Genomic DNA, 26,547 nt, shown 5'->3' with positions numbered 1-26,547 from the left:
CATGACCACCGCACCGCAGCGCGCGAAGCCCGCCGAGCAGCGGGAGCGCAACCTCGTCGAGATGGCGTGGGACCCGATCACCCGCATCGTCGGGAGCCTCGGCATCTACGCCAAGGTCGACTTCGCCAACCGGGAGGTCGCCGAGTGCTACAGCACCTCGTCGATCTTCCGGGGCTACAGCATCTTCATGAAGGGCAAGGACCCGCGCGACGCGCACTTCATCACGAGCCGGATCTGCGGGATCTGCGGCGACAACCACGCCACCTGCTCGGTGTACGCGCAGAACATGGCCTACGACGTGCGCCCGCCGGCCCTCGGCGAGTGGATCATCAACCTCGGCGAGGCCGCCGAGTACATGTTCGACCACAACATCTTCCAGGAGAACCTGGTCGGGGTCGACTACTGCGAGAAGATGATCCGCGAGACCAACCCGGGCGTGCTGGCCCAGGCCGAACGCACCGAGGCCCCGCACGCCGGCGAGCACGGCTACCGCACGATCGCCGACATCATGCGCTCGCTGAACCCCCTCGAAGGGGACTTCTACCGCGAGGCCCTGGCCGTGAGCCGTACGACGCGGGAGATGTTCTGCCTGATGGAGGGCAGGCACGTCCACCCGTCCACGCTGTATCCGGGCGGCGTCGGCACGGTCGCGACGATCCAGCTGTTCACCGACTACCTCACCCGGCTCACCAAGTACGTGGAGTTCATGAAGCGAGTCGTGCCCATGCACGACGACCTGTTCGACTTCATCTACGACGCGATGCCCGGCTATCAGGAGGTGGGCCGGCGGCGGGTGATGCTCGGCTGCTGGGGGAGCCTGAACGACCCGGAGCACTGCGACTTCCGGTACGAGAACATGTCCGACTGGGGCCGGCGGATGTTCGTCACCCCAGGCGTGATCGTCGACGGGAGCCTGGTCACCAACGACCTGGTCGACATCAACCTCGGCATCCGGATCCTGCTCGGCAGCTCGTACTACGACGACTGGGCGGACCAGGAGCCGTTCGTGCGGACCGACCCGCTCGGCAACCCGGTGGACATCCGGCACCCGTGGAACCAGCACACGATCCCGAAGCCGCAGAAGCGCGACTTCAAGAACAAGTACAGCTGGGTGATGTCGCCGCGCTGGTTCGACGGGGAGAACCTCCTCGCCCTCGACACCGGCGGCGGGCCGCTCGCGCGGCTCTGGTCGACGGCGCTGTCCGGGCTGCTGGACATCGGCTACGTCAGGTCGACCGGCCACAGCGTAGTGATCAACCTGCCGAAGACGGCGACGCTGCCGGAGACGACGTTCGAGTGGCGGATCCCGCAGTGGAACGGCGAACCGCTGTCCAACGCGATCGAGCGCAACCGGGCCCGCACCTACTTCCAGGCGTACTCCGCCGCGTGCGCGCTGTACTTCTGCGAGCAGGCCATGAACGAGGTCCGGCAGGGGCACACGCAGACCTGGTCGCCGTTCACCGTGCCGGACGAGGCGATCAGCTGCGGCTTCACCGAGGCCGTCCGCGGCGTCCTGTCCCACCACATGGTGATCAGGGACGGCAAGATCGCCAACTACCACCCGTACCCGCCGACGCCGTGGAACGCCAGCGTCCGCGACTCCTACGGGACGCCGGGGCCGTACGAGGACGCGGTGCAGAACACCCCGATCTTCGAGGAGAACCCACCGGAGACGTTCAAGGGCATCGACATCATGCGGACCGTCCGCAGCTTCGACCCGTGCCTGCCCTGCGGCGTGCACATGTACCTCGGCAAGGGCAAGGAGCTGCGCACACTGCACAGTCCACACGCCTTCGGTCCGTTGTGACCGGAGCCGGCAGGTCGCGGAAAGGGGGCCGACATGCCGGGCACGTACGACGTCCGCGCGGCGGGCGACCGGGTGGACGCGCTGCTGGCCGAGCTCGGCCGGCTCGGCGACGCCGCGACCGCGGCGAAGGTCGAGGAGCTGCTGCGCTCCGTGGTCGGCCTGTACGGCGCCGGGCTCGAACGCGTCATGGAGATCGTCACCGAGACGGACGCGGCCGAGACACTGCGCCGGCTCGCCTCGGACGAGCTCGTCTCCGGTCTGCTGGTCCTCCACGACCTGCACCCGCTGACGGCGGAGGAGCGGGTCCGCGCCGCGCTGGACCAGGTGCGCCCGTACCTCGGCCTGCACGACGGCGGCGTGGAGCTGCTCGGCATCGACGCGGAGGGCGTCGTACGGCTGCGGCTGGAGGGGACGTGCCACGGCTGCCCGTCCTCGCGGGTCACCGTGACCCAGGCCATCGAGCGCGCCATCGCCGGCGCGGCCCCGGAGATCTCGCGCGTCGACGTCGAGGGCCTGGTCCCCGAGCCGGAGCCCGAGCCCCGGCTGCTCCAGATCGGCACCCGGCCCCGTACGCCGCCCGGTCCCTGCCCGGTGCCGGAGGAGGCGGTCCGGTGACCTGGGGCGGACTCCGCCGGTTCCGCGAGCCTCCGGCCGCGGACGTGGAGCGCTGCGAGTTGTGCGCCGAGCCCTTCGGCGACGGGCACGGCCACGTCGTGAACCTGGAGTCCCGCGCGCTGCTGTGCACGTGTTCGCCCTGCCACCTGCTGTTCACCCAGGACGGCGCGGGCCGGGGGCGGTTCCGCTCGGTGCCCGACCGCTACCTCCACACCCGGGACTTCCGGATGTCGGCCGCCGACTGGGACGAGCTCCAGATCCCCGTCCGCATGGCCTTCTTCTTCCACAACTCCACGCTCGGCCGGAACGTCGCCTTCTACCCGAGTCCCGGCGGCGCCACCGAGTCGCAGCTCCCCCTCGGCACCTGGGATCGCGTGCTCGCCGCCAACCCGGCGCTCGCCGGTGTACGGCCCGACGTCGAGGCGCTGCTGGTCGACCGGGCCGCCGAAGACCGGTTCGCCTGCTACCTCGTGCCGATCGACGCCTGCTACGAGCTGGTCGGGATCGTACGGCTGCACTGGCGCGGCTTCGCCGGCGGCCAGGAGGCGTGGGAGGCGATCGAGGACTACTTCGCCGCGCTTCGTGGTCGCGCCCGTGAGGTCCTCCCGGAGGAGGCGGGCGATGGATGATCCGCGATTCCCCTGCGCCCCGCAATTCACGTGCGTGGGCGCGCAGGCGGACCCGTACGCCGCCGTCCCGACGCTCGTCCTGCGGCTGCGCATCACCGACGACACGCCCGGCGGCGTACACGCCATCACGCTGCGCTGCCAGATCCGGATCGAGCCCGCGCGGCGCCAGTACACGACGGGTGAGGCGGAGCTGCTCGGCGACCTGTTCGGCCCCGTCGCCCGCTGGCGCGACACGGTCCGGGCGATGCAGCTCGCCACCCTCTCCGTCACGGTTCCGCCGTTCACCGGAAGCACCGACGTCGACGTGCCGGTGCCCTGCGGGTACGACCTCGAGGTCGCCGCGGGCAAGTACTTCGCCTCGCTGGAGGACGGGGAGATCCCGCTGCTGCTGCTGTTCAGCGGCACCGTGTTCTGCCGTACGGAGCGCGGTTTCGAGGTCACGCCGGTGCCCTGGGACCGCGAGGCGCGCTACCGGCTGCCCGTGGCGCTGTGGCACGAGGTGATGGACCTGTACTTCCCCGGCACCGGCTGGCTGCGGCTGCGCCGGGACACCCTGCGGGGTCTCCTGCGCTACAAGTCCGCCCGCGCGCTGGCGACCTGGGACGAGACCGTCGAACGGCTGCTCGAGGAGGCCGGAGACCGATGAGGCGACACGAACCCGCCGACACGCCGCCCCGCTCGGCGATGGACCGGGCTCGGCGGGTCGCCGACGCGATCCTCTACGAGGGCTACCTGCTGTACCCGTACCGCGCCTCGGCCGCCAAGAACCGCGTGCGCTGGCAGTTCGGCGTGCTCGTGCCGACCGGTTACCCGGCGACCGCCGAACCGTCGGCGAGCGTGACCGAGTGCCTGCTGACCGCCGACCCGGAGGCCGAACTCCGGGTGCTGCTCCGCTTCCTCCACCTGCGGACCCGGACCGTCGAGGAGGCGGTGGGCGGCCGGTTCCAACCGGTCATGGGTCTCACCGTCGGCGACGCCACGTACCTGACCTACGAGGACGCGGCGGAACGCGAGGCGGAGGTCGTGCTCCGCCTCGGGGACGTCATCGGCGTCGAACGGACCATCGTGATCGGAGTGTGCGGGGAGCGGGCGACGGAGCCGATCACGGACGCGCGGGGAGAGCAGCGCGGCCACGTCGTTCTGGACCACCTGTCCCTGCGCGCCGCCCTGCGGGTCCGGGCCGAGCGGCTGCCCGGACCGTACGGACTGACCCGGCTCCGCGTCACGGTCGCGAACACGCACGGCTGGGCGGACGCGAGCGCGCCGCGCGAGCAGGCGCTGCGGCGTTCGCTGCTCGCCACCCACCTCATCATCGGACTGAGCGGCGGCGACTTCATCTCACTGATCGATCCGCCCGAGTGGGCGGCCCCGGCCGCGGCGGGCTGCCGGAACCGGCACACCTGGCCGGTGCTCGCGGGCGAGCCGGGCGAGCACGACGTCGTGCTGTCCGCACCGATCATCCTGTACGACCATCCGGCGATCGCGCCGGAGAGCCCGGGACCGCTGTTCGACTCGACCGAGATCGACGAGCTGCTCAGCCTGCGCACCCTCACCCTCACCGACCGGGAGCGGGCGGAGGCGCGGGCGACCGACCCGCGCGCGGCCGAGCTGATCGAACGCGTCGGCGGCCTCCCGCCGGAGCTGATGGAGCGGCTGCACGGCGCGATCCGGCAGGTCACCCGGCCCGAGGACGCCCCGTCCGAGGGGCAGCCGCCCTGGTGGAACCCCGGGGCGGACCGGAGCGTGGCGCCGGAGACCGACAGCGTGGTCGTCTCCGGTGTCCGCGTCGCCCGGGGCAGCCGCGTACGGCTCCGGCCGGGCCGGCGGCGGGCGGACGCGCACGACATGTTCCTGGCGGGGCGCGCGGCCCTGGTCGAGGCCGTCTTCCAGGACGTCGACGGCGTCCGGTACCTCGCGGTGACGCTCGAGGACGACCCCGGCGCCGACCTGGCGCGTGCGCAGGGCAGGTTCCGCTACTTCGCCCCGGACGAGGTGGAGCCCCTGCCCGGCGGCGCCGAACCGGGAGAGGCCGGGCAGGGAGGCGCCGGACCGGGAGGCGGCTCATGACGATCCTGGTCGCGGGCTGCGGCAACATCTTCCTCGGGGACGACGGGTTCGGCAGCGTGGTCGCCCGCCGGCTCGCCGGCATGGTCCTGCCCGAGGGCGTGACGGTCACCGACTTCGGCATCGGCGGCATCCACCTCGCGTACGAGCTGACCGGCGGATACGCCGCCACGATCCTGATCGACGCGGTGCCGCGCGGCGGCCGGCCCGGCACGCTCTACGTGCTGCGGCCCGCCCCCGACGACGTCACGGACGGCTCCGTCGACGCGCACGACATGACGCCCGAGGCCGTGCTGGCCCTGGCCGCGACGCTCGACGGCACGACCGGGCGGGTCCTCCTCGTCGGCTGCGAGCCGGCCGACACCTCCCCCGGCATGGACCTGAGCCCCCCGGTGGCCGACGCGGTCGCCCCGGCCGCCGACCTCGTCCTCGACCTGATCCGCGAAGAGCCGGTCTCCGACGTGAGGCCCTCGACCGGAAGGAGGGGTGATCAGTGGTGAAACGCCTGCTTCTCGGCACCGCGGTGGCGGGAGCGCTGACCGGGCTGACGTTCCTGTTCGTCCAGTCGCTGCCCGACATCAGGCGCTACCTGAAGATCCGGCGAATGTGAGGAGCCCACATGCATGAATTCGGAATCGCGGAGGCGGTCCTGGCGGCCGTGGAGCGGCGCGCGGACGGCCGTCCGGTGCGGCGGGCGCGCGTACGGGCGGGAGTCCTGCTGCGGATCAGCCCGGACGCCCTCGACCAGGCGTTCGCGCTGGCCGCCGACGGGACGGTGGCGGACGGCGCGCACGTGGAGCTGATCGTGGACCCGGTCCGGCTGACCTGCGGCCGGTGCGACCGGACCACGACCTCGGACGGCCTCGTGGCGGTGTGCCCCGCGTGCGGCGGGACCGACCTGGCGATCGAGGGCGGCGACGAGCTCGTCCTTGAGTCAATCGAGCTGGTGGAGGCGGCACATGTGCCTGGGAATTCCCGGCGAGATCGTGCAGATCCTTCCGGATCGGCCTGACCTCGCCAAGGTGGACGTGAGCGGCGTCCGGCGCGCCATCAACATCGGCCTGCTGGACGGCGAGCACCTCGCGCCCGGCGACTGGATCCTCATCCATGTCGGCTTCGCCCTGTCGAAGATCGACGAGGAGGAGGCGAAGGCGGCCCTGGCCTTCCTCGAGGGCATCGGCCAGGCGTACGCCGACGAGATGGCCGCCCTGCGCGACTCGACGATCGAGAAGGGGTGAGCCCCGATGCGCTTCGTGGACGAGTACCGCGACGCGGAGAAGGCGCAGGCCCTGGCCGCGAAGATCGCCTCGCTGTGCGAGCCGGGCCGGCGCTACAAGTTCATGGAGGTGTGCGGCGGCCACACGCACACCATCTACAAACACGGCCTGGAGGACTACCTGCCCGAGACGATCACGCTGGTGCACGGGCCGGGCTGCCCGGTCTGCGTGATCCCGATGGGCCGGGTGGACGACGCGATCCACATCGCCGAGCAGCCTGACGTGATCATGACCTCGTTCGGCGACATGATGCGGGTGCCGGGCGGCCGCGGTTCGTTCTTCGAGTCGATGGCGGAGGGCTCCGACATCCGCATGGTCTACAGCCCGCTGGACGCCCTCAAGGTCGCCCGGCAGAACCCGGACCGACGGATCGTCTTCATGGCCATCGGCTTCGAGACCACCGCGCCGTCGACCGCGATGACCGTGCTGCGCGCCAAGGCCGAGGGGATCGAGAACTTCTCGATCTTCTGCAACCACGTGACGATCATCCCGGCGATCAAGGCGATCCTCGACTCGCCCGACCTGCGCCTGGACGGGTTCATCGGACCGGGCCACGTCTCGACGATCATCGGCTGCCGACCGTACGAGTTCATCGCCCGCGACTACGGCAAACCGCTGGTCACGTCCGGGTTCGAGCCCCTGGACGTGCTCCAGTCGATCTACATGATCCTGCTGCAGCTCGCCGAGGGCCGCAGCGAGGTGGAGAACCAGTACTCCCGCGTCGTCCCGTGGGACGGCAACCGCCGGGCGCTCATGGCGATCAACGAGGTCATGGAGCTGCGCCCGTACTTCGAGTGGCGCGGCCTGGGCTTCATCTCGCACTCGGCGCTGCGGGTGCGGGAACGGTACGCCGCCTTCGACGCCGAGCGGATCTTCGAGATCCCGGGCAGCCGGGTGGCCGACCCGAAGGCCTGCCAGTGCGGCGAGGTGCTCAAGGGCGTCCTCAAGCCGTGGGAGTGCAAGGTCTTCGGCACCGCGTGCACGCCGGAGACGCCGATCGGCACCTGCATGGTGTCGTCCGAGGGCGCCTGCGCGGCGTACTACAACTACGGCCGGTTCGCCCGCGAGCGGGTGAAGGAGGCGACGAGCCGATGAGCGACGAACGGCCACCGGCGGCCGTACGGGACGAGCGAACCGGAGCGGCCGTACGGGACGAGCGGCCACGGGCGGAGGCCGTACGGGAGGTTCCCGGGGACCGGGAGGCGCAGGTCCTCGAGCGGATCGAGCGGGCCCGGCACCGGAAGGCGCGCGTCCGGGAGGAGTACATCAACCTCAGCCACGGCGCCGGCGGCAAGGCCACGCACAACCTGATCGAGGCGGTGTTCATGGAGGCGTTCCGCAACCCGCTGCTGGAGCCCCTCGAGGACGGCGCGACCGTGAACGGGCTCGCCTTCAGCACCGACTCGTTCGTAGTGACGCCGCTGTTCTTCCCCGGCGGCAACATCGGTGACCTGGCCGTCAACGGCACGGTGAACGACCTGGCGATGTGCGGGGCCCGGCCGCGGCACCTGTCCGCCGGGTTCATCCTCGAAGAGGGCTTCCCCATCGCCGACCTGCGGCGCATCACCGAGGCGATGGCGACGGCGGCCGAGCGGGCGGGCGTCAACATCGTCACCGGCGACACCAAGGTCGTGCAGCGCGGCAAGGGCGACGGGTGCTACATCAACACGACGGGCATCGGTGTGCTCGACCGTGATTCGACGTTGAGCGTGTCCGCCGCCCAGCCCGGTGACGTGGTGATCGTCTCCGGCCCCATCGGCGAGCACGGCATCACGATCATGCTGGCGCGGGGCGAACTCGACATCGAGGCCGACCTGACCTCCGACACCGCGCCGCTCAGCGAGCTCACCGCGCCCCTGCTGGACGCCTGCCCGCACGGGCGGGTCCGGTTCCTGCGGGACGCGACCCGAGGCGGCGTCGCGACCATCCTCAACGAGCTGGCCGAGGCGTCCAAGGTCTCCGTCGTGCTGGAGGAGAACGCCATCCCGGTCCGCACCGCCGTGCGCGGAGCGTGCGAGCTGCTCGGCATCGACCCGCTGTACGTCGCCTGCGAGGGCCGGATGGTCGCCGTCGTGGCCGAGCCGGCCGCCGACGCGGCGCTCGCCGCCCTGCGGTCCCACCCGCTCGGCGCGGAGGCCGCCGTGATCGGCCGGGTCGGAGCGGACCCGCCGGGGCTGGTCCTGCTGCGGACCGCGTTCGGCGGCACCCGCATCGTCGATGTGCTGGTCGGTGATCCGCTGCCCCGGATCTGCTGACCGCGATGGGAGAAGGAGGGTTCCCCGGTGAAGGAGTCAGAGGGGGCCGACCGCCCGGGCCGGTTCCCCGAGGACGAAGAGCAGCACGGCTCCGCGCCCGACGTCGGCACCGCGAGCGAGGAGACGAGGCAGGCCGGTGACAAGGCCTTCCAGACGCCTCCGTCCGAGCCGCAGTGGCCGGGCCGCATCCCGTCCGAGGAGGAGAAAGAGGGCGTCCCGTCGACCGACATGGACGCGCGGAGTCCGCTGGGCGTCGGCACGAGCGAGAGCGCGCGGGCGGAGGAGATGGCCTCCGGGCGGAAGGCCGAACCCGCCGAGGGGGCCGACCGCCCGGCCGGTAAGGCGACGGCCGAGCACGGCACCGGCGTGGGCGCACACGAGACGGCCGAGGAGGAGAGCCCGCAGCTGCCGCCCGGCGACCAGGCCGGCTGAGGTTCTCACCTGCCGGAAGACCCGGCGATCCCTCTCGCGACCCGAAACGTAGGGTTATCGCGAGAGGAGTGGTGACATGCGCGAGGTTGTGGTCTGTGCACCGGTTCGTACGCCGGTGGGGCGGTTCGGCGGGGCGTTGAAGGACGTCAGCGCGCAGGAGCTCGCGGTGACGGTGATCCGCGCGCTGGTGGAGCGCACCGGCGTCGACCCCCAGGAGATCGGCGACGTCATCCTCGGCAACTGCAACCCGAACGGCGAGGCGCCCGCCATCGGCCGCGTCGCCGCCCTGGACGCGGGCCTGCCGGTCGAGGTCGCCGGCGTGCAGGTGGACCGGCGGTGCGGATCCGGGCTGCAGGCCATCGTCAACGCGGTGATGCAGGTCGCGACCGGCGTGAGCGACATGGTCATCGCCGGCGGCACGGAGAGCATGAGCGGCGTCGAGTACTACGCCACCGACCTGCGCTGGGGCCGTCCCGGCCCGGAGATCAAGCTGACCGACCGGCTGGCCCGCGCCCGTGTCACGGCGGGCGGAGAGCAGTACCCCGTGCCGGGCGGCATGCTGGAGACCGCCGAGAACGTCCGCGAACGCTACGGGATCGGCCGTACGGAGCAGGACGAGCTGGCACTGCGCTCCCACGAGCGGGCGGTACGCGCCCAGGACAAGGGTCTGTTCGCCGACGAGATCGTGCCCGTGGAGGTCCGCGACCGCAAGGGCGTGCAGGTCGTCGACCGGGACGAGCACCCCCGCGCCGACACGACCCTCGACCGGCTCGCCACGCTGAAGCCGGTCATGCGCGTCGACGGCGCGACCGTCACGGCGGGTAACTCCAGCGGCCAGAACGACGGCGCCGCCGTCTGCCTCGTCACGACGCGGGAGCGGGCCACCGCGCTCGGCCTGACCCCCCAGGCCCGGCTGGTCTCCTGGGCCGTCGCCGGCGTGCCCCCGCACCTCATGGGGCTCGGCCCCGTGCCCGCGACCGAGAAGGCCCTCGGCCGCGCCGGGCTGAGCCTGGACGACATGGACCTGATCGAGCTGAACGAGGCGTTCGCCGCGCAGGTGCTCGGCGTCCTGCGTGAGTGGGATCTGGCCGAGGCCGGCCTCGAGAAGCTGAACGTCAACGGCTCGGGCATCTCCCTCGGCCACCCGGTCGGCGCGACCGGCGCCCGCATCCTCGCCACGCTCCTGTACGAACTGCGCCGCCGCGACGCCCGCTACGGCCTGGAGACCATGTGCATCGGCGGCGGCCAGGGCCTCGCCGCCGTCTTCGAACGCATCGCCTAGATCCGCCCTGTTGTCTGCCGTGGGAGGGTCCGGCCGCCGCGCCGGGCCCTCCCCTTCCACCTCGCCGATGCGACTTCGCCGATGTGCGGCCCGCGCCTCTGATCGCTGGAGCCCAAGTCCAGCCGACAGTGCGCGGCTCAGATCTGGCCGAGGTCGATCTCCGTTGGGAAGGGGGCCACGACCTTGACGACGCCGGTGAACACGTCGCCGTCACGGTAGGTCTTGGTCGCGGGATCGAGGACATACGTGTACACCAGGGGAACGCCCGTTGCCGCCTGCTCGACGCGCCAGTAGAACGCGATCCCGGCCTTGGCGTACTGGTCGACCTTCACGATCCGGTCGGTCGTCTCCGAACCCGGTGACACGACCTCCGCCACCAGCAGCACATGCTCGGGACGAGTAGGCGTGATGTCGATCGTGTCCGCCCGATACACCACGACATCCGGACGGCGATTGGTGAGCGGCACGTCCTGAAGCCGCACGTCAAAGTCCGTGTCCGCGTTCCAGTCCGGGCCCGCGGCGGTGTCCAGGGTGTTCGCCAGAATACGGGCCAGCCGGTTGTGCCGCTTGGACGCACTCGGGCCGACGACGACCATCCCGTCCACGATTTCGATGCCGGCGCACTGCTCATCGGACCAGAAGTCGTACTGCTCCGCCGTGATCTGCTCGTGCATCCACAGGGGAACCACCATGTCGGCAGTCACGACACACCTCCCGGACACTGCCCAACCCGCTTCCGCTACGGTCCGATCAGGTTGATCGGATCATCGAGCCACACACGTTCGCCTTCTGGTGAGACCGTCAGCCCGAACCGATCCCGGGCTGGACGTCCGAGGGACAGCCACCGGAGATACGCCGCGGAGACTTCATCCCACAGGCGGCGCGGCCCATGCTGTTGGACGAGGAACTCGGTCTTGCCGGGCACGTAGTCCACCGACGCCCAGGACCCATCGTGCCCGGCATTCTCGAGCACCCAGAATGTCGCCTCCCCGGAGTCCGTCTCCTCGTCGTAGTAGAGGCGTTTGTGCACGCCGGGCGTGCTGGCGCAGATGAACAGGTCCGCGTCGGTGTCGTCGTGCAGGTGCCGCGGGTCGAGGCGGGTCGTCGACTCGGCCGGGTCGTCCGACTCGTGCACCCAGTCGAACGCGGCTCCGCGTGCCGGGCGCTGCGAGCGCATCAGCATGTATCCGGCCGAGCTCGGAAACCGCCCGACGGCCGTTCCGTCGCCGACGACGGCCAAGCGGGCCAACCAGCCGTACCCGTAGCCAGGGCTGTAGGGGGTGAGGATCAGCCCACCCGGACGGGTCTGCTCCACCCAGGCGTACGGAATCGTCGCGACCGCGCAGGTCACGTGGACGCGGTCGAACGGCGCACCGTCCGGCCACCCTTCGGCACCGTTACCGACGACCAGGCGGGGCGCGTATCCGGCCGTCTTGAGGTTCGCCGCCGCCCGCTCCGCCAGCACCGGATCGATCTCGATGGTGGTGACGTTCCGGTCGCCGATGCGGTGCGACAACAGTGCGGCCGTCCAACCGGTTCCCGTGCCGATCTCCAGGACTCGATCGTGATCCTTGACCACGAGCGACTCCAGAAATGCGAAGACCGCCCCCGGAGCCGAACAGGACGAGCTGGCCAGCCCGTCGCCTAGCACGTCAGAGCCGCCGTCGTCGCGTTGGGTGACCAACGACGCATCGGAGTACACGGCGTCCCACCAGGCTGCTTCGTCGTGGGTCCGGTCGACGGGGTACCCGGGGGCAGGACCGTCCGGGTTCGCCCAGGCGACGTCTGGCACGAACAGGTGCCGTGGCACCTCCACCAGCGCTTGCCGCCACCGCTCATCCGTGAGGTCCCCTTGACCCGCGAGCAGGTCAGCAAGGGCTTCTGCGCGTGCACGCGGGTCAGGGGACTTCATCACTCACTTACCTCGCTTACCGTCGCTCGGATTGTCGTTGGTGTTGCCGCCGGTGCCGCGCTTTCCGCCCTGCGGGTCTCTGCCGTCCGTCGGCGTGTTGCTGTCGCTGTTGCCTCCACCGTGCCTGCCCATGCTCACCTCCCATCTTCATCGTTACGCGTCTTAGGCGCTCCTAGAGGTCGATGCTCCGAGTCGGCGGAATCACCCACTGGGTGCGGGTGCTAGCCCTTCTGCCAGGCGAAGAGCTGCCTGCGGCATTCGCCGCACGCTCACTATCGGTTTCGGCGCCGTCCGTTGTCGCGCTGTGGGCCGGGACCGGTGCCGAAGAGATGAACGCATGAAAATCCTCGGCGCTCATCTCGTCGAACCACGCCAGAGCGGCGCCAAGAAAAATGAGCTGATCCGTGTCACGAGTCGCGGCATACACCGGCTCCCCGTTCCACTGCCACAGCGGGATACCGTCCATATCGGTCCCGGCACGAGTCCACTCCGACAGGCCGCGGCCCGGCACCACGGCGGTCACGTCCTTCCCTTTTCTGTTGTTGCGCCGAGCGGTGTTCCGTCACCGTCAGCCGGTTCGCCCAGATGCGCCAGGAATTCCCGAGCGTGGACTGGATACTTGCCGACGAGAATCTTGAGCTGTGCGACCTCGGCGATCCACGAGACGCCCGGTCGGCGCATCCGGTTCATGGTGGCGTGGAAGTTGTGCACGGAGCGCATCAGCTCGTCCGGTGACGTCATCAGAATGCCGAATGAAGCGGTGGGGTGACGACGTGCTTGATCGCGGCAACCGCCCTGGTGATGTCGGCGGCCGGGCAGATGCGCTCGCCCCAGCTCCAGTAGAAGGACAGAACCTCGCCCTCATCGGGCATGATTTTGATGATCTCCGTCAGCCCCGCATGCGTCTTTGGCACGCAGGCCCGCACTCGCGTAGGGCCGAGCACGTCGGCGCTTAACCCCTCCATCCGGCAGGCCCGCGCCAAACGGTCTGCGACCGTGTGCGCGTCCTCCGAGAGCTCTGGCCGTGTTCCCGTTTGTGTCATACCCGAACGATAGGCAACCGAGAGTTATCAGATGGGGACACTGTGTACCCCTACCCCGCAAGCACCCCCGCCGCGTCAGCGAGTGCGACGGCGTCGCTCTTGAGCGGTCCCCGTGCCTCGCGTAGCAGGTCGGACACGAGTCCTCGGGCAAGAGGGGTGTAGCGCACGGACTCCGGCGACGCTGCGTGCGCACGGTTCATGTAATGCAGGGTGCCCGCATGGTCATGCCGTTGGTGCTGTGCCCGAGCGAGTTCGATGAGGACACGCGACCGGCGCTCCACGGACGGGACCGTGTCGAGGTTCATATCTTCGGAGCGCTGCAGAGCGGCACCGGGTGTGCGGAGGTCGACCCCGACGGAGATCCCGTGAATGTCGACGTTCGCCCGCCCGAAGACGGTCCAGGCGTGCGTGTAGTCAGCGGGAAGCCGCTCGACGACGCGTTTGGCTTCGTCCCAGTGACGCCATGCGTCACCGTCTCTTCCGTCCCGCGCGTAGGTGATCGCGGCGTGCAGATGCAGCGCACCGTACATGGCCCGGAGATCGTCGGAGCCCTCCTCCAGGAGCGGTGTGAGTGCGGTCGCGACCGTCTCCACCTCGCGAATGGCCTCTTCGGCGTAGGTCTCTCGGAGCCCGTTGCCGTACGTCCATGCGGCTCCCGCGAGGCTCACTGGATCGTCCGCTTCCTGGGCAGCGAGACGGCCACGGTCGACGATGATCCAGTACAGCTCCGGCTCACAGGCGTATGCAAGCACCTGTTGCGCCAGGTGGTAGACGTCGGCGAGCACCGCGTACGCCTTGCGTCGGTCCGGCCCGTCGAAGTGCCGCGTCGACACTTGAGCATCTCGAATGAGAGTGGGCAACATCTGGCCGACCTCCGAGCGCTGGAAGCGCGAGGAGTGCCACAGCCGCCATAGTTCCGAGACCCGCCCGCGAAGTACGTCCACGGACGGCGGGTCGTCCTGTGACGGAGGCGAGAACAGCGCCCCCCGCACGGCATCGCGGATCTCACCGACGAACGGCAGCATGAGGCGCGAAGAGGCGTCAACCGGAACCGGAGTCGTTCCACCAGTGATTACGGACAGGTCATTGACGCGAAGAGCTACGGCGAGCCGCACGAGAAGCGTGTAATCGCGTAGCTCCCGCTCGCCCCTCTCGATCTTCTTCAGCCAGTCGGGGCCACGGCCGACCAGATTGGCGAGCACCGTACGGGACATGCCCCGACGTTCACGAAGGACACGGATACGTTCGCCACGCGTCAGCTCAGGGGGAAGAGTCTCGGGCATGGGGGGCTCCCAACGAATAGCGATGACCCTGCGGCCAGGGTACGCCGCGCAAGCCGAAGAGACAGCTATCCCGGAAAGCGACTGAACAGACAAGTAGTAGCCCGGACGTATGTTCTCGTGCTGCCAGGTAACTCGGCGATTCGTACTGGGTGGGCATAACGCTCGGTGAAGCCACCCGGAGCAGGTCCTTTATCAGGATGAACCACCCGGCAGCGCGGACTTTCGCCGAGCGTTATGCCCGACCCCGAGTGCAAGGCCGGCTCAATCGGACCCTTGGGCCATCTGGTCCGATCGATCAGTGGCTTTGACGTCGGTATCGACGTAGCAGACCCGGCGAACCGGTCATCGGCCCGGCAACGTCGGCGGCAGGGTGACCACGACGGCGGCGAAGTCACCGCCGCGCCAGAAAACGCATACGGCCCTCCGGCCTCCCGTGACCGGGAGGTGGAGGGCCGCTGGTGGTGGAGAGGAGACTCCCGCTTCAGCGGGGTCCGCTCACTCGTCGATCGTGGTCGTGACCCGGATCTCGGTGAACGTGCCCTCGGCCTCGATGGTGCACCCACCGTCGGAGGTCCGCCGGCCCCTCACCGTGAAGACGGCCGAAGCACTCTCGACGCCGGCACGGTCCAGCATTCCGCGCACGCGCTCCTGCAGGTCCGCTTCTCCTTCGGGCGTGGTCGCCCATACATCCAGCGCGACGGGCGGGATGGTGGTGGCCACCTCGACCGTGAACTCCTTGGTGCTGGACTTGATCGTGAGCTGGGCGGCCATAGCTGCCTCCTGGTTGGACGGGGACGACGTGGCTTACCACGCCGTCTTTCATCTGGTTTAGTCCCTTACGACGGAAACCGTCCGGAGTGCGAAGGAGCGCGCAAGCTGGTCAGTGGAGGCGGTGGCGGTCGATGAGCTGCTTGACGATGACGTTTCGTTGGATCTCGTTGGTGCCCTCGCCGACGATCATGAGCGGCGCGTCGCGGAAGTAGCGCTCGACGTCGAACTCCGTCGAATAGCCGGCCGCGCCGTGAATGCGGACGGCGTCGAGGGCGATGCGCATCGCGGCCTCCGACGCGTACAGCTTGGCCATTCCGGCCTCGAGGTCGCAGCGTTCACCACTGTCCAGGCGGTCGGCGGCGTCGAGCGTGAGCAACTGAGCGGCCCGCAGCCGGGTCGCCATGTCGGCCAGGTAGTTGCCGATCGACTGGTGCTGCCAGATCGGCCGGCCGAACGCCTCGCGCTCCTGGGCGTACCTCAGGGAGTCCTCCAGCGCGGCGCGTCCGACGCCGAGCGCCCGCGCGGCCACCTGGATGCGGCCGACCTCCAGGCCCCGCATCATCTGCGCGAATCCGCTGCCCTCCACGCCGCCGAGCACGGCGTCGAGGGGCGCGCGGTGGTCGTCGAACGCCAGCTCACAGCTCTCGACGCCCTTGTAGCCGAGCTTGGGCAGGTCGCGGGAGACGGTCAGGCCGGGGCCGGGTTCGACCAGCAGGATGCTGATGCCGCGGTGTCGTGGGGTCGCCTCGGGGTCGGTCTTGCAGAGCAGGGCGATGAGGCCCGCGCGGCGCGCGTTGGTGATCCAGATCTTCGCGCCGTTGACGACGTAGTGATCGCCGTCTCGCCGGGCGGTGGTCGTGATCGCCTGGAGGTCGGAGCCGCCGGACGGCTCGGTGAGCGCCATGGTGGCCCGCAGCTCGCCGGTCGCCATGCGGGGCAGGTAGCGGCGCTTCTGCTCCTCGGTGCCGAAGACACTGATCAGGTGCGAGACGACCGTGTGGCCGCCGAAGGCCCCGGCCAGGCTCATCCAGCCGCGGGCCAGCTCCTCGGTGACGAGGACGTAGCACCGCTTGGAAACGGCGACCTCGCCGTACGGCTCGGGCACGGCCAGTCCGAAGACGCCCAGCTCCTTCATCCGCTCGATGAGGCGCTCGGGGTAGGTGTTCGCGTGCTCGAGGTCGCGGACGACCGGGCGTACCTCCCGGTCGACGAAGTCGGCGACGACCTCGACGATGGCGCGTTCTTCCTCGGTCAGCTCGGGCACGGTCAGGCCTCCTCGGTCTCCCACCGTAGCGGCGTGCGAGCATGACGGCGGAAGTCGCCCGACTCGAGGAGGATCCGTGGGGCTGCTGGAGGGACGGAGCGCCGTGATCACCGGCGCGGCGCAGGGCATCGGGCTGGCCACGGCGCGGGTGTTCGCCGCGAACGGCGCGCGCGTGGTGATCGGCGATCGTGACCTGGACGCCGCTCGGGCGGCGGCCAAAGAGGTCGGCGGCCTCGCCGTGGCGTGCGACGTCACCTCGGCCGCCGAGGTCTCGGCGCTGGTCGACCGGTGCGTGACCGAGTACGGCGGGCTGGACGTCATGGTGAACAACGCGGGCATCACCCGGGACGCCACCATGCGCAAGATGACGGAGGAGGACTTCGGCGCCGTGATCGACGTTCACCTCAAGGGCACCTGGAACGGCACCCGCGCCGCCTCGCTCGTCATGCGGGAGCAGCGCCGGGGTGCGATCGTGAACGTCTCCTCGATCTCCGGCAAGGTCGGGATGGCCGGCCAGACCAACTACAGCGCCGCCAAGGCGGGCATCGTCGGCATGACCAAGGCCGCCGCCAAGGAGCTCGCCTACCTGGGCGTACGCGTCAACGCGGTCCAGCCCGGACTGATCAGGACGGCGATGACGGAGGCGATGCGCGAGGACGTCTGGGAGGGGAAGATGCGGGAGATCCCGATGGGGCGGGCGGGAGAGCCCGAGGAGGTGGCGAACGTCGCGCTGTTCCTCGCCTCGGACCTGTCGAGCTACATGACGGGCGCCGTCCTGGAGATCGCCGGGGGACGGTTCATGTGACCTCCAGGGAGTGCAAAGCCGTTTTGACGGTGACTCTGCGTTAACGACCGTTCAGATGGCTAGACTCGTGTTTGCGCGTAGCCGCAGCTTCTGCCGTGGTCTGGCCGGTCAGGAGCCGCTGGGAGGCTCCGATGAACGCCCTGAACTCCGATCGAGTCGGGTCTCGACCGCACAGGCCGCGCCTGCCGGCCGAGCTGACCAGTTTCGTGGGACGTCGGCACGAGGTGGCCGAGGTCAAACGACTCCTGTCGGTCTCCCGGCTCGTCACGCTGATCGGGGTCGGCGGGGTCGGCAAGACCCGGCTGGCCCTCCGCGTGGGCATGCTGATCCACCGGTCCTTCCCCGACGGTGTGTGGCTGGTCGAGCTCGCCGAGCTGAACAACCGGAACCTGCTGCTGCCCGCGGTGTGCGACGCTCTGCGGATCGATGACGTCTCGACTCGGCCCGCCCTCGAGGTGCTGATCGACCACATCCGCGACGCCCATGGCCTGTTGATCCTGGACAACTGCGAACACCTGCTGCCGGAGTCCGCGTCGCTGGCCGAGACCTTGCTGCACGAGTGCCCCCGCCTGCGGATCCTGGCCACCAGCCGCCAGGCCCTCGGCATCGTCAGCGAGCAGACCCTGTCGGTGCCCAGCCTCCCGGTGACCGGCCGCGCCCTGACGAGCCCCGACACCGGCGTCGTCGCCGGCGACGCCGTCCGGCTGTTCGCCGAACGCGCCGAGGCGGTCGTGCCCGGCTTCATCGTCACCGAGGACAACCGCGAGACGGTCGAACGGATCTGCCGCCGGCTCGACGCGCTGCCGCTCGCGATCGAGTTGGCGGCGGTACGGCTGCGGGCCCTGTCGGTCACCCAGCTCCTGGCCCGCCTGGACGACCGGTTCCGGCTGCTCACCTGCGGATCGCGCACCGTCCTGCCCCGCCACCAGACCCTGCGCGCGCTGATCGACTGGAGCTACGGCCTGTGCACCGAGCCCGAACGCCTCCTGTGGGAACGCGTCTCGGTCTTCTCCGGCGGCCTGGACCTCGAAGCCGCCGAATCCGTCTGCGCCGGTGACGGCATCGCCCGCCAAGATGTCCTCGACCTCGTCATCGGACTCGTCGACAAATCAGTCCTGCTGCGCGAGGAACACGCCGAGACCGTCCGCTACCGCCTCCTGGAGACCATCCGCCAGTACGGCCACGAACGCCTCATCGCCTCCGACGGCGAGGCCCACGTCCAACGACGCCACCGCGACCACTACCGCGACCTGGTGGCCCGGGCGGACCGCGAGTGGTTCGGCCCCGACCAGGTCGCCTGGCTCACCCGCCTGCGGACCGAACATCCCAACCTGCGTGCGGCCCTGGAGTACTCCTTCGCCACGCCGGGCCAGAGCGCCGTCGGCCTGGAGATGTCCGCCCGCCTGCGTCATCACTGGATCGTCAACTACTACCTCACCGAGGGACGCGACTGGCTGGATCGCGGACTCGCCGCGGCGAGGGAGCCGACCGCCGAGCGGGCCGGAGCGCTGTGGGCCGACGCCTGGATGGCCGTCATGCAGGGACAGAGCGGCCAGGCCATGAGCATGCTGCACGAGGCCAGGACCATCGCCGATCGTCTCGGGTGCCGATCCGTCAACGCGTACGTCGCGCTGTGCTGCGGGATGATCGCGATGTACGCGGGAGACGCCGACTCGGCGATCCGGTACTACGAGGACGGCGTGGCCGCGCACCGGGCGACCGGGGACCGCGAAGGTCTGGCGCTGGGGCTGATCTGGCTCTCCCTCGCCTGCTCCTTCCGTGGCGATTCCAAGTCCGCCATGGCGTACGGGGAGGAGGGTCTGGCCGTCTGTGAGGCGAGCGGCGAGCGCTGGCACCGGGCGTACGTGACCATGGCGCTGGGCGTCGAGAGCCGGCGGCAGGGCGACCTGCGACGCGCGGCGGAGCTGGAGAGGCGCAGCCTGCGGTTCCACCGAGAGCTCGACGACCCGCTGGGGATGGGGGTCGACTTCGAGGTCCTCGCCTGGATCGCCGCGGCCGAAGAGGACCACGAGCGGGCCGCCCGGCTGCTGGGCATCCTGCGGACGACCTGGCGGCTGATCGGCGCACCGCCGTCCGGGTACGGCCACCTGGCGGGCTGTCACGACGAGTGCGTCTCCTGTGTGCGGACGGCCCTGGGCGACCGCGCCTTCGCGGCGGCCTGTGAGGAGGGCGCCGTGATGCCGCTCGGCACGGCCCTCACCTACGCACTGGGCGAGCGGCTCGCCACGGCCGCCGGTTCCGACGGCTCGCTGCTCACCCGCCGCGAGGAGGAGATCGCCCACCTGGTCTCGGAGGGCATGAGCAACAGGGACATCGCGGCCAAGTTGGTGATCGCCCAGCGCACCGCCGAGGGCCACGTCGAGCACATCCTGAACAAGCTGGGTTTCAACTCCCGTGCCCAGATCGCGGCCTGGATGGGACAACGGAAAACCTCAGACTGAGACGCCCGAACGGACGGAAGTGAAGCGGATCCGGGGGCCGGCAGCGTCCTGGCGACCGGGTCACCCGTCCCGCTGGCGGGCGGATCCGGGGGCCGGCAGCGTCCTGGCGACCGGGTCACCCGTCCCGCTGGCGGGCGGATCCGGGGGCCGGCAGCGTCCTGGCGAGGGGGCCCGCCTTCCGGCCCCCGGATCCTTGCGAGGCATCAAACGGGTATCGCTGTGTTGTATTCGCTGGCACCTCCCTCACTTGTCGACATCGGTGTCCTGAGGCGGCCGGTGCGTCCGCAGTTCGAACCAGACGGTCTTCCCGGTCGCGGTACGCGCGGCTCCCCAGCGGCTGGACAGCATGCCGACCAGGTGAAGCCCGCGCCCGCCCTCGTCGATCTCGTCGACCGGGCGCACCCGGGCGATCGACTCGGCGGCCTCATCGTGCACTTCGAACCGCAGCGTGCCCTCCTCCGCGTGCACGGTCAGGTCGATCTGTCCCTTTCCGTGGCGTACGGCGTTGGTGACGAGCTCGCTGACCAGCAGTTCGGCGGTGTCACGGTGGTGGCCGAGGCCCCAGTACTCCAGTTGTTCGCCGGCGAGCCGGCGGGCCGGTGGAACCGCGGCGGTCGAAGGGGGGAGCGGCCATGAGGCGGTGCCGCCCTGACCGCTCCCCGGTCCCTTGGGAGGACGGGTGGGCTCACCACGGCGGGCGGCGGCAGTGGGCCCATGCCGCCGGTGGACGCCTCCGCTCCCAGGGGCGAGTGCGACCGACGGCGACGAGGGCTGCCGCTGCTGCACACTCGCAGGGGTTCTCATGGGGGTGCTGGTGAGAAAGGGCCGATTCATGTCGCCCACTCCTCGTGGAGGGGCCGGTCCCGTCTCGGATGGGGGGTCACGTACCTGGCCGCGTCTGCGGGCGGGCACGTGGGCTGCCGCTGACACATCGTTCTCGTACCTTTGATCGTCCCTCCGCCTACCGCTGAGTGGATCTGAGTGGGCTTATGACCACGAGCATGCTCCCGGGACCCCCATCTCCGCGCCGGGACAATCCCCCGTATCGCTACGCATTCCACGTAGTCCAGATAGCCACCTGGCCGGAGAGAAGGCCCCCAGTGGACGGGACGGCTATGCGCGGTTCCGCACCAGGGCGTTCCGGTCCAGGGTCGCGAGCACCAGGTTGGCGACCACGATCACCGCACCGACGAGGGCCAGGGCACCGTGGTCCAGCGCGTACAGAGCGGCGGTGGCGGCGCCGAACACGAGGACCTTGACGAGCAGGACGCCGGCCAGCGGCAGCCGGACCCTGGCCTTCGGCGCGGCGAAGAGCCCCCAGACCACGGCGGTGACCAGTGGAACGCCCACGCCCAGCAGGACGCTCAGGACCACCCCGTCGCCGACGTCGGCACCCCACCAGGCGAGCACGGCCAGTGCGGCGATCTCAAGTGCGAACGCCAGTCCCTCGTTCACCACATGCAACGGCCGCGGCACCATCGGACTCCTCTTCTCGGCTGCGCAAAGCGTACGGCTGGTGATCACCGAGCGTCCGGGCAAGGGCGGGTAAACGATGGTCGACCGATCGACGAGGGCGGCTCGTCGGTGATCGAAGCCGAACCACCGCCTGTGCTGTCAATAGCAGGGTGTCATCGCTCACTCTCCCGCCGCGTCGACGGCTCTCGTCGGCCCTCGCGGCCGCGCTCACCGCATCGGGTGTCCTGGCCGCGCAGCCCGTGAACGCCGCCCCGGCGGAGGCCCACCCCCGGCTTTCGGTGGTTCCCGCCTGCGGTGCCCCCACCGGCGACCGCATGTCCTGCCTGGCCCTCGTACGCGCCGACGTCGCGCCACAGCAGGGCATGCTGTCCGCGGCCCCGGCCGGTCTCGGGCCGGCCGACCTGCAGCACGCGTACGGCCTGCCCACGGCGGCGCGCGGGAGCGGGCAGACGGTCGCCATCGTCGTGGCCTTCGACAACCCGCGGGCGGAGGCGGACCTGGCCACCTACCGGGCGCAGTACCGGCTGCCGCCCTGCACCACCGCGAACGGCTGCCTGCGGAAGGTCGACCAGAACGGCGGTACCCGGTTGCCAGCGGCCGACGTCGGCTGGGGTGAGGAGGCGGCCCTGGACCTGGACATGGTCTCGGCGGCCTGCCCGAACTGCCGGATCCTCCTCGTCGAGGCGAGCGAGCCGGACATGGAGGCGCTCGGCGCCGGCGTCAACACGGCCGCGCGCCTGGGCGCGCGCTACATCTCCAACAGCTACGGGGGACGGGAGGACGCATCGACCACCCGCTACGACGCCGCGTACTTCACCCACCCCGGGGTCGCGATCACGGCCGCGTCGGGGGACAGCGGGTACGGCACCATGTACCCGGCGACCTCACCGCGGGTCACGGCGGTCGGCGGAACCGCGCTGCGCCGGTCGGGCGGGCCGCGCGGGTGGACGGAGGTCGCTTGGAGCGGCGCGGGGTCCGGCTGTTCCGCGTTCACCGCCAAACCGGGCCGGCAGCGGGACACCGGCTGCGAGCGGCGGACGATCACCGACGTGTCCGCCGTCGCCGATCCGGCCACGGGCGTGGCGGTCTACGACACGTACGGCGTCGGCGGCTGGCTGGTCGTCGGCGGCACAAGCGCCTCCGCCCCGATCATCGCCGCGGCGTACGCGCTGGCCGGAACGCCGCCCGCGGACAGTGACCCGGCGTCCTTCCCGTACGGGCGCGCGGGCGCGCTCCACGACGTGACGTCCGGCAGCAACGGCTCGTGCACCCCGGAGTACCTGTGCACGGCGGGGCCCGGCTACGACGGCCCTACGGGCCTGGGCACCCCGAACGGCGTCACGGCCTTCCAGGCCGGGTGAGCGAGGGCCGCCGAGCGAATCGGCGGCCCGAACCCATCCCGACTGGTCGCTGTTCGACACGCGGCCGGAACTACCGCCGCCCGTGGCGGAACTCCCCACGCCCGTGGCGGAACTCGCCGCGGCCGTGGCGGTGGTGCCGGTAGTGATGGCGGTGATGCCGGTAGTGATGGCGGTGATGCCGGTAGTGATGGCGTCGATGGTGGTCGGACGCGGACACATGGCCGGCGTTGCTCTGCGCCATCGCCACGATCTGGCTGTGAGCGGACGCCATCGCGCCGCTCTGTGCGCTCGCGGGCGACGCCAGCATCAGCGCGCCTGCGGTGGCGGCGGTGGCGAGGCCGGAAGCGACCCACGCTTTCCTCAACACGTTGAGCCTCCTTTTACCAAAAGCGCATAACGTTCTGAGGTGATGACCGTCTTGATCGCATCCACGGAAGGCCTACACCAGCCATTATTGCTACATGACCTGAATACACCACAATGAGCCGGTAACGTCTTTTTAGATCGCTACGCCGATAGGTTCCGTCGATCGGCATCGGCTCGCGCAGGTCGAGGGCACAGGCATCGCCTGTGCCCTCGAATCGATCGATCGGTATGTCTTTCAGCTGCCCGCGATGCCGGAGATATTGCCGGTACCGGTCCGGCCGCGCTCCTCCATGCCGGTCCGGCCGCGTTCCTCCATGCCGGTCCGGCCGCGCTCCTCCATGCCGGTCCGGCCGCGTTCGTGCGTGCCGGTCCGGCCGCGTTCGTGCGTGCCGACCCGTGTCCGCTCGGTGGTGCCGCGTTCGCGGGGGATCTCTTCCCGGCCGTGCTCGGTCCGCGTGAGGCCGCCCCGGGTCCGCTCCGTGCCGTACTCCCGACCGTACTGCCGGCCGTGGTGCCTGCGCCTCATCTGCTCCTCCCGGCGCATCTCGCGCTCGCGCTCGCGCTGCCTGCGCATGCGCTCTCGCTCACGCTCGCGGCGTCGCCGGCCGTCGTCGCCGGGCAGAGCGGAGACGAGCTCCCCGGCCGTGGCCGTGACGACCTGACTGCCGGTCGAGGGGGCGGAACGAGTCTGGGCGTATGCGGGCGCGGCCATGAGCAGACCGCTCGCCACTGCCGCGACCGCCAGGCCGCTAACAGACGCTTTCCTCACCACAGTCGTGCCTCCTTCGGGTTTGGAATGGCATAGAGCCCGGAAGACGACGGCCCGGGAATCACTAAGCCAGGGGCGCCGTAATTGCCATCATCCCTCGCTAATCGGCGGGCACCACTACTAATAGGTAATGAGTCCTCAAATACAGCTCCTATAGGCTCGTTCTATCACTCCTGCCGCCGGACGGCCGAGCACACCGAACGACCTGTCCTGACCGGCGCTTTCCGGCCGACCGCGACCGAGAGTCAATGCCTGATCTCTCGTTTCAGGAGGAAGGTGCCGACGACCGGGTCAGTCGGCGTCCGAGAGTCCGCACCCGATCGGCGATCTCCGGCGGGGCGTCGAGGGTGAACTCGGCACCGAGGGCCGCGATCACGGCGATGCACTGCACCACCAGATCGACGGAGTCCGCGCTGAGGCGGATCGCGCACCCGTCCGCTCCGCGGTCCTCGATCTCGCCGGGGATCGAGAAGAACCGGCCGGCGCGTACGGCGTCGGCGGGCAGCCGGACCGTCATCCGCGCGGTATGGCGGTAGGTGGCACGGGCGAGGCCGCGGGTGAGGTACGCGGCGGGATCCGGCGCCGGCAACTCGCGCGGCTCGAACCGGGCGTGCGCGGGCGTCGGTCGCTCGATCCGGTCGGCCCGGAACGTGCGCCAGTCCGCTCGCTCCGGGTCGTACGCGATGAGATACCACCATCCCCGCAGGGCGACGAGATGGTGCGGCTCGACCCGGCGGGCGCCGACCTCGTCCGCGCGGTTCCGGTAGTCGAAGGAGAGCAGCCGCCCGTCGCGGCGGCACGCCGCGATCACGGCGAGCACATCAGGAGACACACGCGGCGCGGTGCCGTGCCGTACGGCGACGGCGGCGTCGCTCAAGGCGGCCAGGCGGGGCCGCAATCGGGCCGGCAACACCTGTTCAAGCTTGGCGAGCGCCCGAGCGGAGCTCTCCTCGATCCCGGCCACGCTGCCGTCCGCCGCCGTCACCAGGCCGAGCGCGACCGCGATGGCCTCATCGTCGTCCAGCAGCAGCGGCGGGAGGTTGCGGCCGGAGATCAGCCGGTAGCCCCCGGCCGTACCGGTCACGCCCTCCACCGGATAGTCCAGCCCGCGCAGCCGGGTGACGTCGCGGCGCAGGGTGCGGTCGGTGACGCCCAGGCGTTCGGCCAGCTCGGCGCCGGACCACTCCCGTCTGCTCTGCAGCAACGCCAGCAGGCGCAGCAGCCGGCCGGGCAGATTCTTGCGCGTCTCGGTCACGATCTCAGACTGCCATCCGTTCCGGACAAGATGCGTCCGGAAGGCCTCCTACGGTGGCGGGCATGAACGAGACGACGAGTGGGGACCTCGACCACCTGCGGGACCGCGCGCACGGGCCGGTCCACCTTCCGGAGAGCGACGGCTACGACGGCGAACGCCTCGGCTACCAGCGGCTGGGGCCGCACCGGCCGGCGGTGATCGTCGGCGCGGCCGGCGCGGAGGACGTACGGGCCGCGGTCGAGTACGCCGCGGCGCGCGGTCTGCGCGTCGCGGTCCAGGCCACGGGCCACGGGTTGGGCCGCACGCTGCGGGACGGAGTGCTGATCGGCACCCGCCGGATGTCCGAGGTCCGGGTGGATCCCAAGGCGCGTACGGCGTTCGTCGCGGCGGGGGCGACCTGGCGCGACGTCGTCGAGGCGGCGGCGCCGTACGGCCTGGCCCCGCTGTCCGGGAGCTTTCCCGGCGTCGGGGCGGTCTCCTACACGCTTGGGGGCGGCGTCGGCCTGGTGGCGCGCCGGCACGGGTTCGCCGCGGACCACGTGCGCCGGTTCGACCTGGTCACGGCGGACGGGCGCCTCCGTACGGTCACCACGGCCGCCGAACCGGACCTGTTCTGGGCGCTGCGCGGCGGTGGCCGCGGCCTCGGGGTGGTCACCGGCATGGTGGTCGAACTGCTGCCCATCACCCGGCTCTTCGGCGGCGGCCTGTACTTCGACATCGCGCGGGTGCCCGACGTGTTCGAGGCCTGGCGGCGGTGGACGGAGACGGTGCCGGAGGAGCTGACCTCGGGCCTGACGGCGCTGTGTTATCCGGACCTGCCGATGGTGCCGGAGGAGCTGCGCGGACGGCACGTGGCGCACATCCAGATCGCCCACCTGGGCACCGAGACCGAGGGCCGGGAGCTGGTCGAGCCGCTGCGCGCCGTCGGCCCGCAGCTGCGGGACACGCTGCGCGATCTGCCCTACACCGAGTCGAGCATGGTCTTCGCCGAGCCGGACCGGCCGCACGCGTACCGGTCACAGAACCGCCTGCTGCGCGGGCTCGATCCGGCCGCGCTCGCCTCGCTGCCGGGATCGGCAGGCCCGGCGGCCCCGATGATGTGCGTGGTCGGGCTCCGGCACCTCGGCGGGGCGCTGGCACGGCCGCCCCGCGTCGCGAACGCCGTCGGACACCGGGAGGCCGCCTACCTGCTGAACGTTCTGTCCCTCGTCGAATCCGGCGAGGAGGACAAGGCGCGGGCGCTGCACGAGGAGGTCCTCGCGCCGTTCGCCGCCGACGCGCTCGGCCGCTCGCTCAACTTCAGCTATGGGCCGCTGGAGGAGGACGAACTGCGCTCGGCGTTCGCCCCGGAGACCTATCGGCGGCTGGCCGGCCTCCGGGCCGCATACGACCCGGACGGCCTGTTCCAGATCTAGCCGG

The 26,547-nt window shown here is 70.6% G+C and carries 30 protein-coding genes; 17 read left to right on the top strand and 13 right to left on the bottom strand.

The window, feature by feature from the left end:
- The first annotated feature begins 1 nt into the window (after position 1).
- From ABD978_RS07940 to ABD978_RS07885, 13 genes are all read left to right on the top strand, one after another.
- Positions 2 to 1,807, top strand: a complete 1,806-nt coding sequence (locus tag ABD978_RS07940; RefSeq protein WP_345350787.1) for a nickel-dependent hydrogenase large subunit — start codon at positions 2 to 4, stop codon at positions 1,805 to 1,807.
- 33 nt (positions 1,808 to 1,840) lie between these two features.
- Positions 1,841 to 2,422, top strand: coding sequence for a NifU family protein (locus ABD978_RS07935; protein WP_345350784.1), 582 nt, complete (start codon positions 1,841 to 1,843; stop codon positions 2,420 to 2,422).
- Positions 2,419 to 3,051 (top strand): DUF5947 family protein, encoded by a 633-nt coding sequence (locus tag ABD978_RS07930; RefSeq protein WP_345350781.1) that lies wholly within the window; start codon positions 2,419 to 2,421, stop codon positions 3,049 to 3,051. The genes ABD978_RS07935 and ABD978_RS07930 overlap by 4 nt, the downstream gene beginning before the upstream one ends.
- A complete protein-coding gene (locus ABD978_RS07925) occupies positions 3,044 to 3,697 on the top strand; it encodes a DUF6084 family protein (protein ID WP_345350778.1) in 654 nt (217 codons plus the stop codon). Before ABD978_RS07930 ends, ABD978_RS07925 begins: the two co-directional genes overlap by 8 nt.
- Positions 3,694 to 5,118 (top strand): hypothetical protein, encoded by a 1,425-nt coding sequence (locus ABD978_RS07920; RefSeq protein WP_345350775.1) that lies wholly within the window; start codon positions 3,694 to 3,696, stop codon positions 5,116 to 5,118. Before ABD978_RS07925 ends, ABD978_RS07920 begins: the two co-directional genes overlap by 4 nt.
- Positions 5,115 to 5,615, top strand: coding sequence for a hydrogenase maturation protease (locus tag ABD978_RS07915; protein WP_345350772.1), 501 nt, complete (start codon positions 5,115 to 5,117; stop codon positions 5,613 to 5,615). The genes ABD978_RS07920 and ABD978_RS07915 overlap by 4 nt, the downstream gene beginning before the upstream one ends.
- Positions 5,609 to 5,725, top strand: a complete 117-nt coding sequence (locus ABD978_RS43795) for a DUF6893 family small protein (protein WP_425550685.1) — start codon at positions 5,609 to 5,611, stop codon at positions 5,723 to 5,725. Before ABD978_RS07915 ends, ABD978_RS43795 begins: the two co-directional genes overlap by 7 nt.
- Before the next feature lie 9 nt (positions 5,726 to 5,734).
- Entirely contained in the window at positions 5,735 to 6,127 is a 393-nt protein-coding gene (locus ABD978_RS07910; RefSeq protein ID WP_345350769.1) for a hydrogenase maturation nickel metallochaperone HypA/HybF, read from the top strand.
- A complete protein-coding gene (locus ABD978_RS07905; protein ID WP_345350766.1) occupies positions 6,075 to 6,353 on the top strand; it encodes a HypC/HybG/HupF family hydrogenase formation chaperone in 279 nt (92 codons plus the stop codon). The genes ABD978_RS07910 and ABD978_RS07905 overlap by 53 nt, the downstream gene beginning before the upstream one ends.
- Before the next feature lie 6 nt (positions 6,354 to 6,359).
- Positions 6,360 to 7,487 carry a hydrogenase formation protein HypD gene (gene hypD / locus ABD978_RS07900; RefSeq protein WP_345350763.1) on the top strand — a complete coding sequence of 376 codons (1,128 nt, stop codon included), beginning with the start codon at positions 6,360 to 6,362 and terminating at the stop codon, positions 7,485 to 7,487.
- Entirely contained in the window at positions 7,484 to 8,647 is a 1,164-nt protein-coding gene (gene hypE / locus ABD978_RS07895; RefSeq protein ID WP_345350760.1) for a hydrogenase expression/formation protein HypE, read from the top strand. Before hypD ends, hypE begins: the two co-directional genes overlap by 4 nt.
- Before the next feature lie 27 nt (positions 8,648 to 8,674).
- Positions 8,675 to 9,079, top strand: coding sequence for a hypothetical protein (locus ABD978_RS07890; protein ID WP_345350756.1), 405 nt, complete (start codon positions 8,675 to 8,677; stop codon positions 9,077 to 9,079).
- Between the two features lie 76 nt (positions 9,080 to 9,155).
- On the top strand, positions 9,156 to 10,361 hold the full coding sequence (locus tag ABD978_RS07885; RefSeq protein WP_345350752.1) for an acetyl-CoA C-acetyltransferase: 1,206 nt from the start codon (positions 9,156 to 9,158) through the stop codon (positions 10,359 to 10,361).
- A gap of 137 nt (positions 10,362 to 10,498) precedes the next feature.
- Here ABD978_RS07885 and ABD978_RS07880 read toward each other — a convergent pair whose 3' ends face one another.
- From ABD978_RS07880 to ABD978_RS07845, 8 genes are all read right to left on the bottom strand, one after another.
- A complete protein-coding gene (locus ABD978_RS07880) occupies positions 10,499 to 11,065 on the bottom strand; it encodes a Uma2 family endonuclease (protein WP_345350749.1) in 567 nt (188 codons plus the stop codon).
- Between the two features lie 35 nt (positions 11,066 to 11,100).
- A complete protein-coding gene (locus ABD978_RS07875) occupies positions 11,101 to 12,273 on the bottom strand; it encodes a methyltransferase domain-containing protein (RefSeq protein ID WP_345350746.1) in 1,173 nt (390 codons plus the stop codon).
- A 172-nt stretch (positions 12,274 to 12,445) separates the two neighbouring features.
- Positions 12,446 to 12,796: a hypothetical protein gene (locus tag ABD978_RS07870; RefSeq protein ID WP_345350743.1), complete on the bottom strand. Its 351-nt coding sequence runs from the start codon at positions 12,794 to 12,796 to the stop codon at positions 12,446 to 12,448.
- Positions 12,793 to 13,014 (bottom strand): hypothetical protein, encoded by a 222-nt coding sequence (locus ABD978_RS07865; RefSeq protein ID WP_345350741.1) that lies wholly within the window; start codon positions 13,012 to 13,014, stop codon positions 12,793 to 12,795. The genes ABD978_RS07870 and ABD978_RS07865 overlap by 4 nt, the downstream gene beginning before the upstream one ends.
- Positions 13,014 to 13,316, bottom strand: coding sequence for a hypothetical protein (locus ABD978_RS07860; RefSeq protein WP_345350739.1), 303 nt, complete (start codon positions 13,314 to 13,316; stop codon positions 13,014 to 13,016). Before ABD978_RS07860 ends, ABD978_RS07865 begins: the two co-directional genes overlap by 1 nt.
- Before the next feature lie 50 nt (positions 13,317 to 13,366).
- Entirely contained in the window at positions 13,367 to 14,599 is a 1,233-nt protein-coding gene (locus tag ABD978_RS07855; RefSeq protein WP_345350737.1) for a helix-turn-helix domain-containing protein, read from the bottom strand.
- A 495-nt stretch (positions 14,600 to 15,094) separates the two neighbouring features.
- Positions 15,095 to 15,370 carry a hypothetical protein gene (locus tag ABD978_RS07850; protein WP_345350735.1) on the bottom strand — a complete coding sequence of 92 codons (276 nt, stop codon included), beginning with the start codon at positions 15,368 to 15,370 and terminating at the stop codon, positions 15,095 to 15,097.
- A 109-nt stretch (positions 15,371 to 15,479) separates the two neighbouring features.
- A complete protein-coding gene (locus tag ABD978_RS07845; RefSeq protein WP_345350733.1) occupies positions 15,480 to 16,634 on the bottom strand; it encodes an acyl-CoA dehydrogenase family protein in 1,155 nt (384 codons plus the stop codon).
- A gap of 76 nt (positions 16,635 to 16,710) precedes the next feature.
- Here ABD978_RS07845 and fabG point away from each other — a divergent pair, with 76 nt between their 5' ends.
- Both fabG and ABD978_RS07835 read left to right on the top strand, forming a co-directional pair.
- A complete protein-coding gene (fabG, locus tag ABD978_RS07840; protein ID WP_345350731.1) occupies positions 16,711 to 17,439 on the top strand; it encodes a 3-oxoacyl-ACP reductase FabG in 729 nt (242 codons plus the stop codon).
- 131 nt (positions 17,440 to 17,570) lie between these two features.
- Complete coding sequence (locus ABD978_RS07835) at positions 17,571 to 19,901, top strand: ATP-binding protein (RefSeq protein ID WP_345350728.1); 2,331 nt, start codon at positions 17,571 to 17,573, stop codon at positions 19,899 to 19,901.
- Between the two features lie 243 nt (positions 19,902 to 20,144).
- Here ABD978_RS07835 and ABD978_RS07830 read toward each other — a convergent pair whose 3' ends face one another.
- Entirely contained in the window at positions 20,145 to 20,705 is a 561-nt protein-coding gene (locus tag ABD978_RS07830) for an ATP-binding protein (RefSeq protein ID WP_345350725.1), read from the bottom strand.
- 309 nt (positions 20,706 to 21,014) lie between these two features.
- Positions 21,015 to 21,380 carry a YrdB family protein gene (locus ABD978_RS07825; RefSeq protein ID WP_345350723.1) on the bottom strand — a complete coding sequence of 122 codons (366 nt, stop codon included), beginning with the start codon at positions 21,378 to 21,380 and terminating at the stop codon, positions 21,015 to 21,017.
- 146 nt (positions 21,381 to 21,526) lie between these two features.
- Here ABD978_RS07825 and ABD978_RS07820 point away from each other — a divergent pair, with 146 nt between their 5' ends.
- Entirely contained in the window at positions 21,527 to 22,738 is a 1,212-nt protein-coding gene (locus ABD978_RS07820; protein ID WP_345350720.1) for a S53 family peptidase, read from the top strand.
- A 70-nt stretch (positions 22,739 to 22,808) separates the two neighbouring features.
- Here the strand turns inward: ABD978_RS07820 and ABD978_RS07815 are convergent, their stop codons facing one another.
- The 3 genes from ABD978_RS07815 to ABD978_RS07805 all read right to left on the bottom strand — a co-directional run bounded on the left by ABD978_RS07815 (position 22,809) and on the right by ABD978_RS07805 (position 25,128).
- A complete protein-coding gene (locus ABD978_RS07815; protein WP_345350717.1) occupies positions 22,809 to 23,105 on the bottom strand; it encodes a hypothetical protein in 297 nt (98 codons plus the stop codon).
- A 234-nt stretch (positions 23,106 to 23,339) separates the two neighbouring features.
- Entirely contained in the window at positions 23,340 to 23,873 is a 534-nt protein-coding gene (locus ABD978_RS07810) for a hypothetical protein (RefSeq protein ID WP_345350714.1), read from the bottom strand.
- A gap of 265 nt (positions 23,874 to 24,138) precedes the next feature.
- Positions 24,139 to 25,128, bottom strand: coding sequence for a helix-turn-helix transcriptional regulator (locus ABD978_RS07805; RefSeq protein ID WP_345350711.1), 990 nt, complete (start codon positions 25,126 to 25,128; stop codon positions 24,139 to 24,141).
- Between the two features lie 62 nt (positions 25,129 to 25,190).
- Between ABD978_RS07805 and ABD978_RS07800 the strand changes: the two genes are divergently transcribed.
- Positions 25,191 to 26,543: an FAD-binding oxidoreductase gene (locus ABD978_RS07800; RefSeq protein WP_345350708.1), complete on the top strand. Its 1,353-nt coding sequence runs from the start codon at positions 25,191 to 25,193 to the stop codon at positions 26,541 to 26,543.
- Positions 26,544 to 26,547 lie beyond the last annotated feature (4 nt).

Origin of the sequence: Actinoallomurus liliacearum, from assembly GCF_039542035.1 — a bacterium.
GTDB lineage: Bacteria > Actinomycetota > Actinomycetes > Streptosporangiales > Streptosporangiaceae > Actinoallomurus > Actinoallomurus liliacearum.
Note: the sequence above shows the minus strand (reverse complement) of the source record. Positions and strands in the feature narration are given on the sequence as shown.

Excerpts from the sequence above, each read along its gene's own strand:
- ABD978_RS07925 (WP_345350778.1), top strand. The coding sequence starts at position 3,044 with ATGGATGATCCGCGATTCCCCTGCGCCCCGCAATTCACGTGCGTGGGC.
- ABD978_RS07940 (WP_345350787.1), top strand. The coding sequence starts at position 2 with ATGACCACCGCACCGCAGCGCGCGAAGCCCGCCGAGCAGCGGGAGCGC.
- ABD978_RS07885 (WP_345350752.1), top strand. The coding sequence starts at position 9,156 with ATGCGCGAGGTTGTGGTCTGTGCACCGGTTCGTACGCCGGTGGGGCGG.
- ABD978_RS07905 (WP_345350766.1), top strand. The coding sequence starts at position 6,075 with ATGTGCCTGGGAATTCCCGGCGAGATCGTGCAGATCCTTCCGGATCGG.
- ABD978_RS07865 (WP_345350741.1), bottom strand. The coding sequence starts at position 13,014 with ATGACGTCACCGGACGAGCTGATGCGCTCCGTGCACAACTTCCACGCC.
- hypE (WP_345350760.1), top strand. The coding sequence starts at position 7,484 with ATGAGCGACGAACGGCCACCGGCGGCCGTACGGGACGAGCGAACCGGA.
- ABD978_RS07825 (WP_345350723.1), bottom strand. The coding sequence starts at position 21,380 with ATGGTGCCGCGGCCGTTGCATGTGGTGAACGAGGGACTGGCGTTCGCA.
- ABD978_RS07875 (WP_345350746.1), bottom strand. The coding sequence starts at position 12,273 with ATGAAGTCCCCTGACCCGCGTGCACGCGCAGAAGCCCTTGCTGACCTG.
- ABD978_RS07800 (WP_345350708.1), top strand. The coding sequence starts at position 25,191 with ATGAACGAGACGACGAGTGGGGACCTCGACCACCTGCGGGACCGCGCG.
- ABD978_RS07855 (WP_345350737.1), bottom strand. The coding sequence starts at position 14,599 with ATGCCCGAGACTCTTCCCCCTGAGCTGACGCGTGGCGAACGTATCCGT.
- ABD978_RS07935 (WP_345350784.1), top strand. The coding sequence starts at position 1,841 with ATGCCGGGCACGTACGACGTCCGCGCGGCGGGCGACCGGGTGGACGCG.
- ABD978_RS07850 (WP_345350735.1), bottom strand. The coding sequence starts at position 15,370 with ATGGCCGCCCAGCTCACGATCAAGTCCAGCACCAAGGAGTTCACGGTC.
- ABD978_RS07910 (WP_345350769.1), top strand. The coding sequence starts at position 5,735 with ATGCATGAATTCGGAATCGCGGAGGCGGTCCTGGCGGCCGTGGAGCGG.
- ABD978_RS07920 (WP_345350775.1), top strand. The coding sequence starts at position 3,694 with ATGAGGCGACACGAACCCGCCGACACGCCGCCCCGCTCGGCGATGGAC.
- ABD978_RS07830 (WP_345350725.1), bottom strand. The coding sequence starts at position 20,705 with ATGAGAACCCCTGCGAGTGTGCAGCAGCGGCAGCCCTCGTCGCCGTCG.
- hypD (WP_345350763.1), top strand. The coding sequence starts at position 6,360 with ATGCGCTTCGTGGACGAGTACCGCGACGCGGAGAAGGCGCAGGCCCTG.
- ABD978_RS07915 (WP_345350772.1), top strand. The coding sequence starts at position 5,115 with ATGACGATCCTGGTCGCGGGCTGCGGCAACATCTTCCTCGGGGACGAC.
- ABD978_RS07835 (WP_345350728.1), top strand. The coding sequence starts at position 17,571 with ATGAACGCCCTGAACTCCGATCGAGTCGGGTCTCGACCGCACAGGCCG.
- ABD978_RS07860 (WP_345350739.1), bottom strand. The coding sequence starts at position 13,316 with ATGACACAAACGGGAACACGGCCAGAGCTCTCGGAGGACGCGCACACG.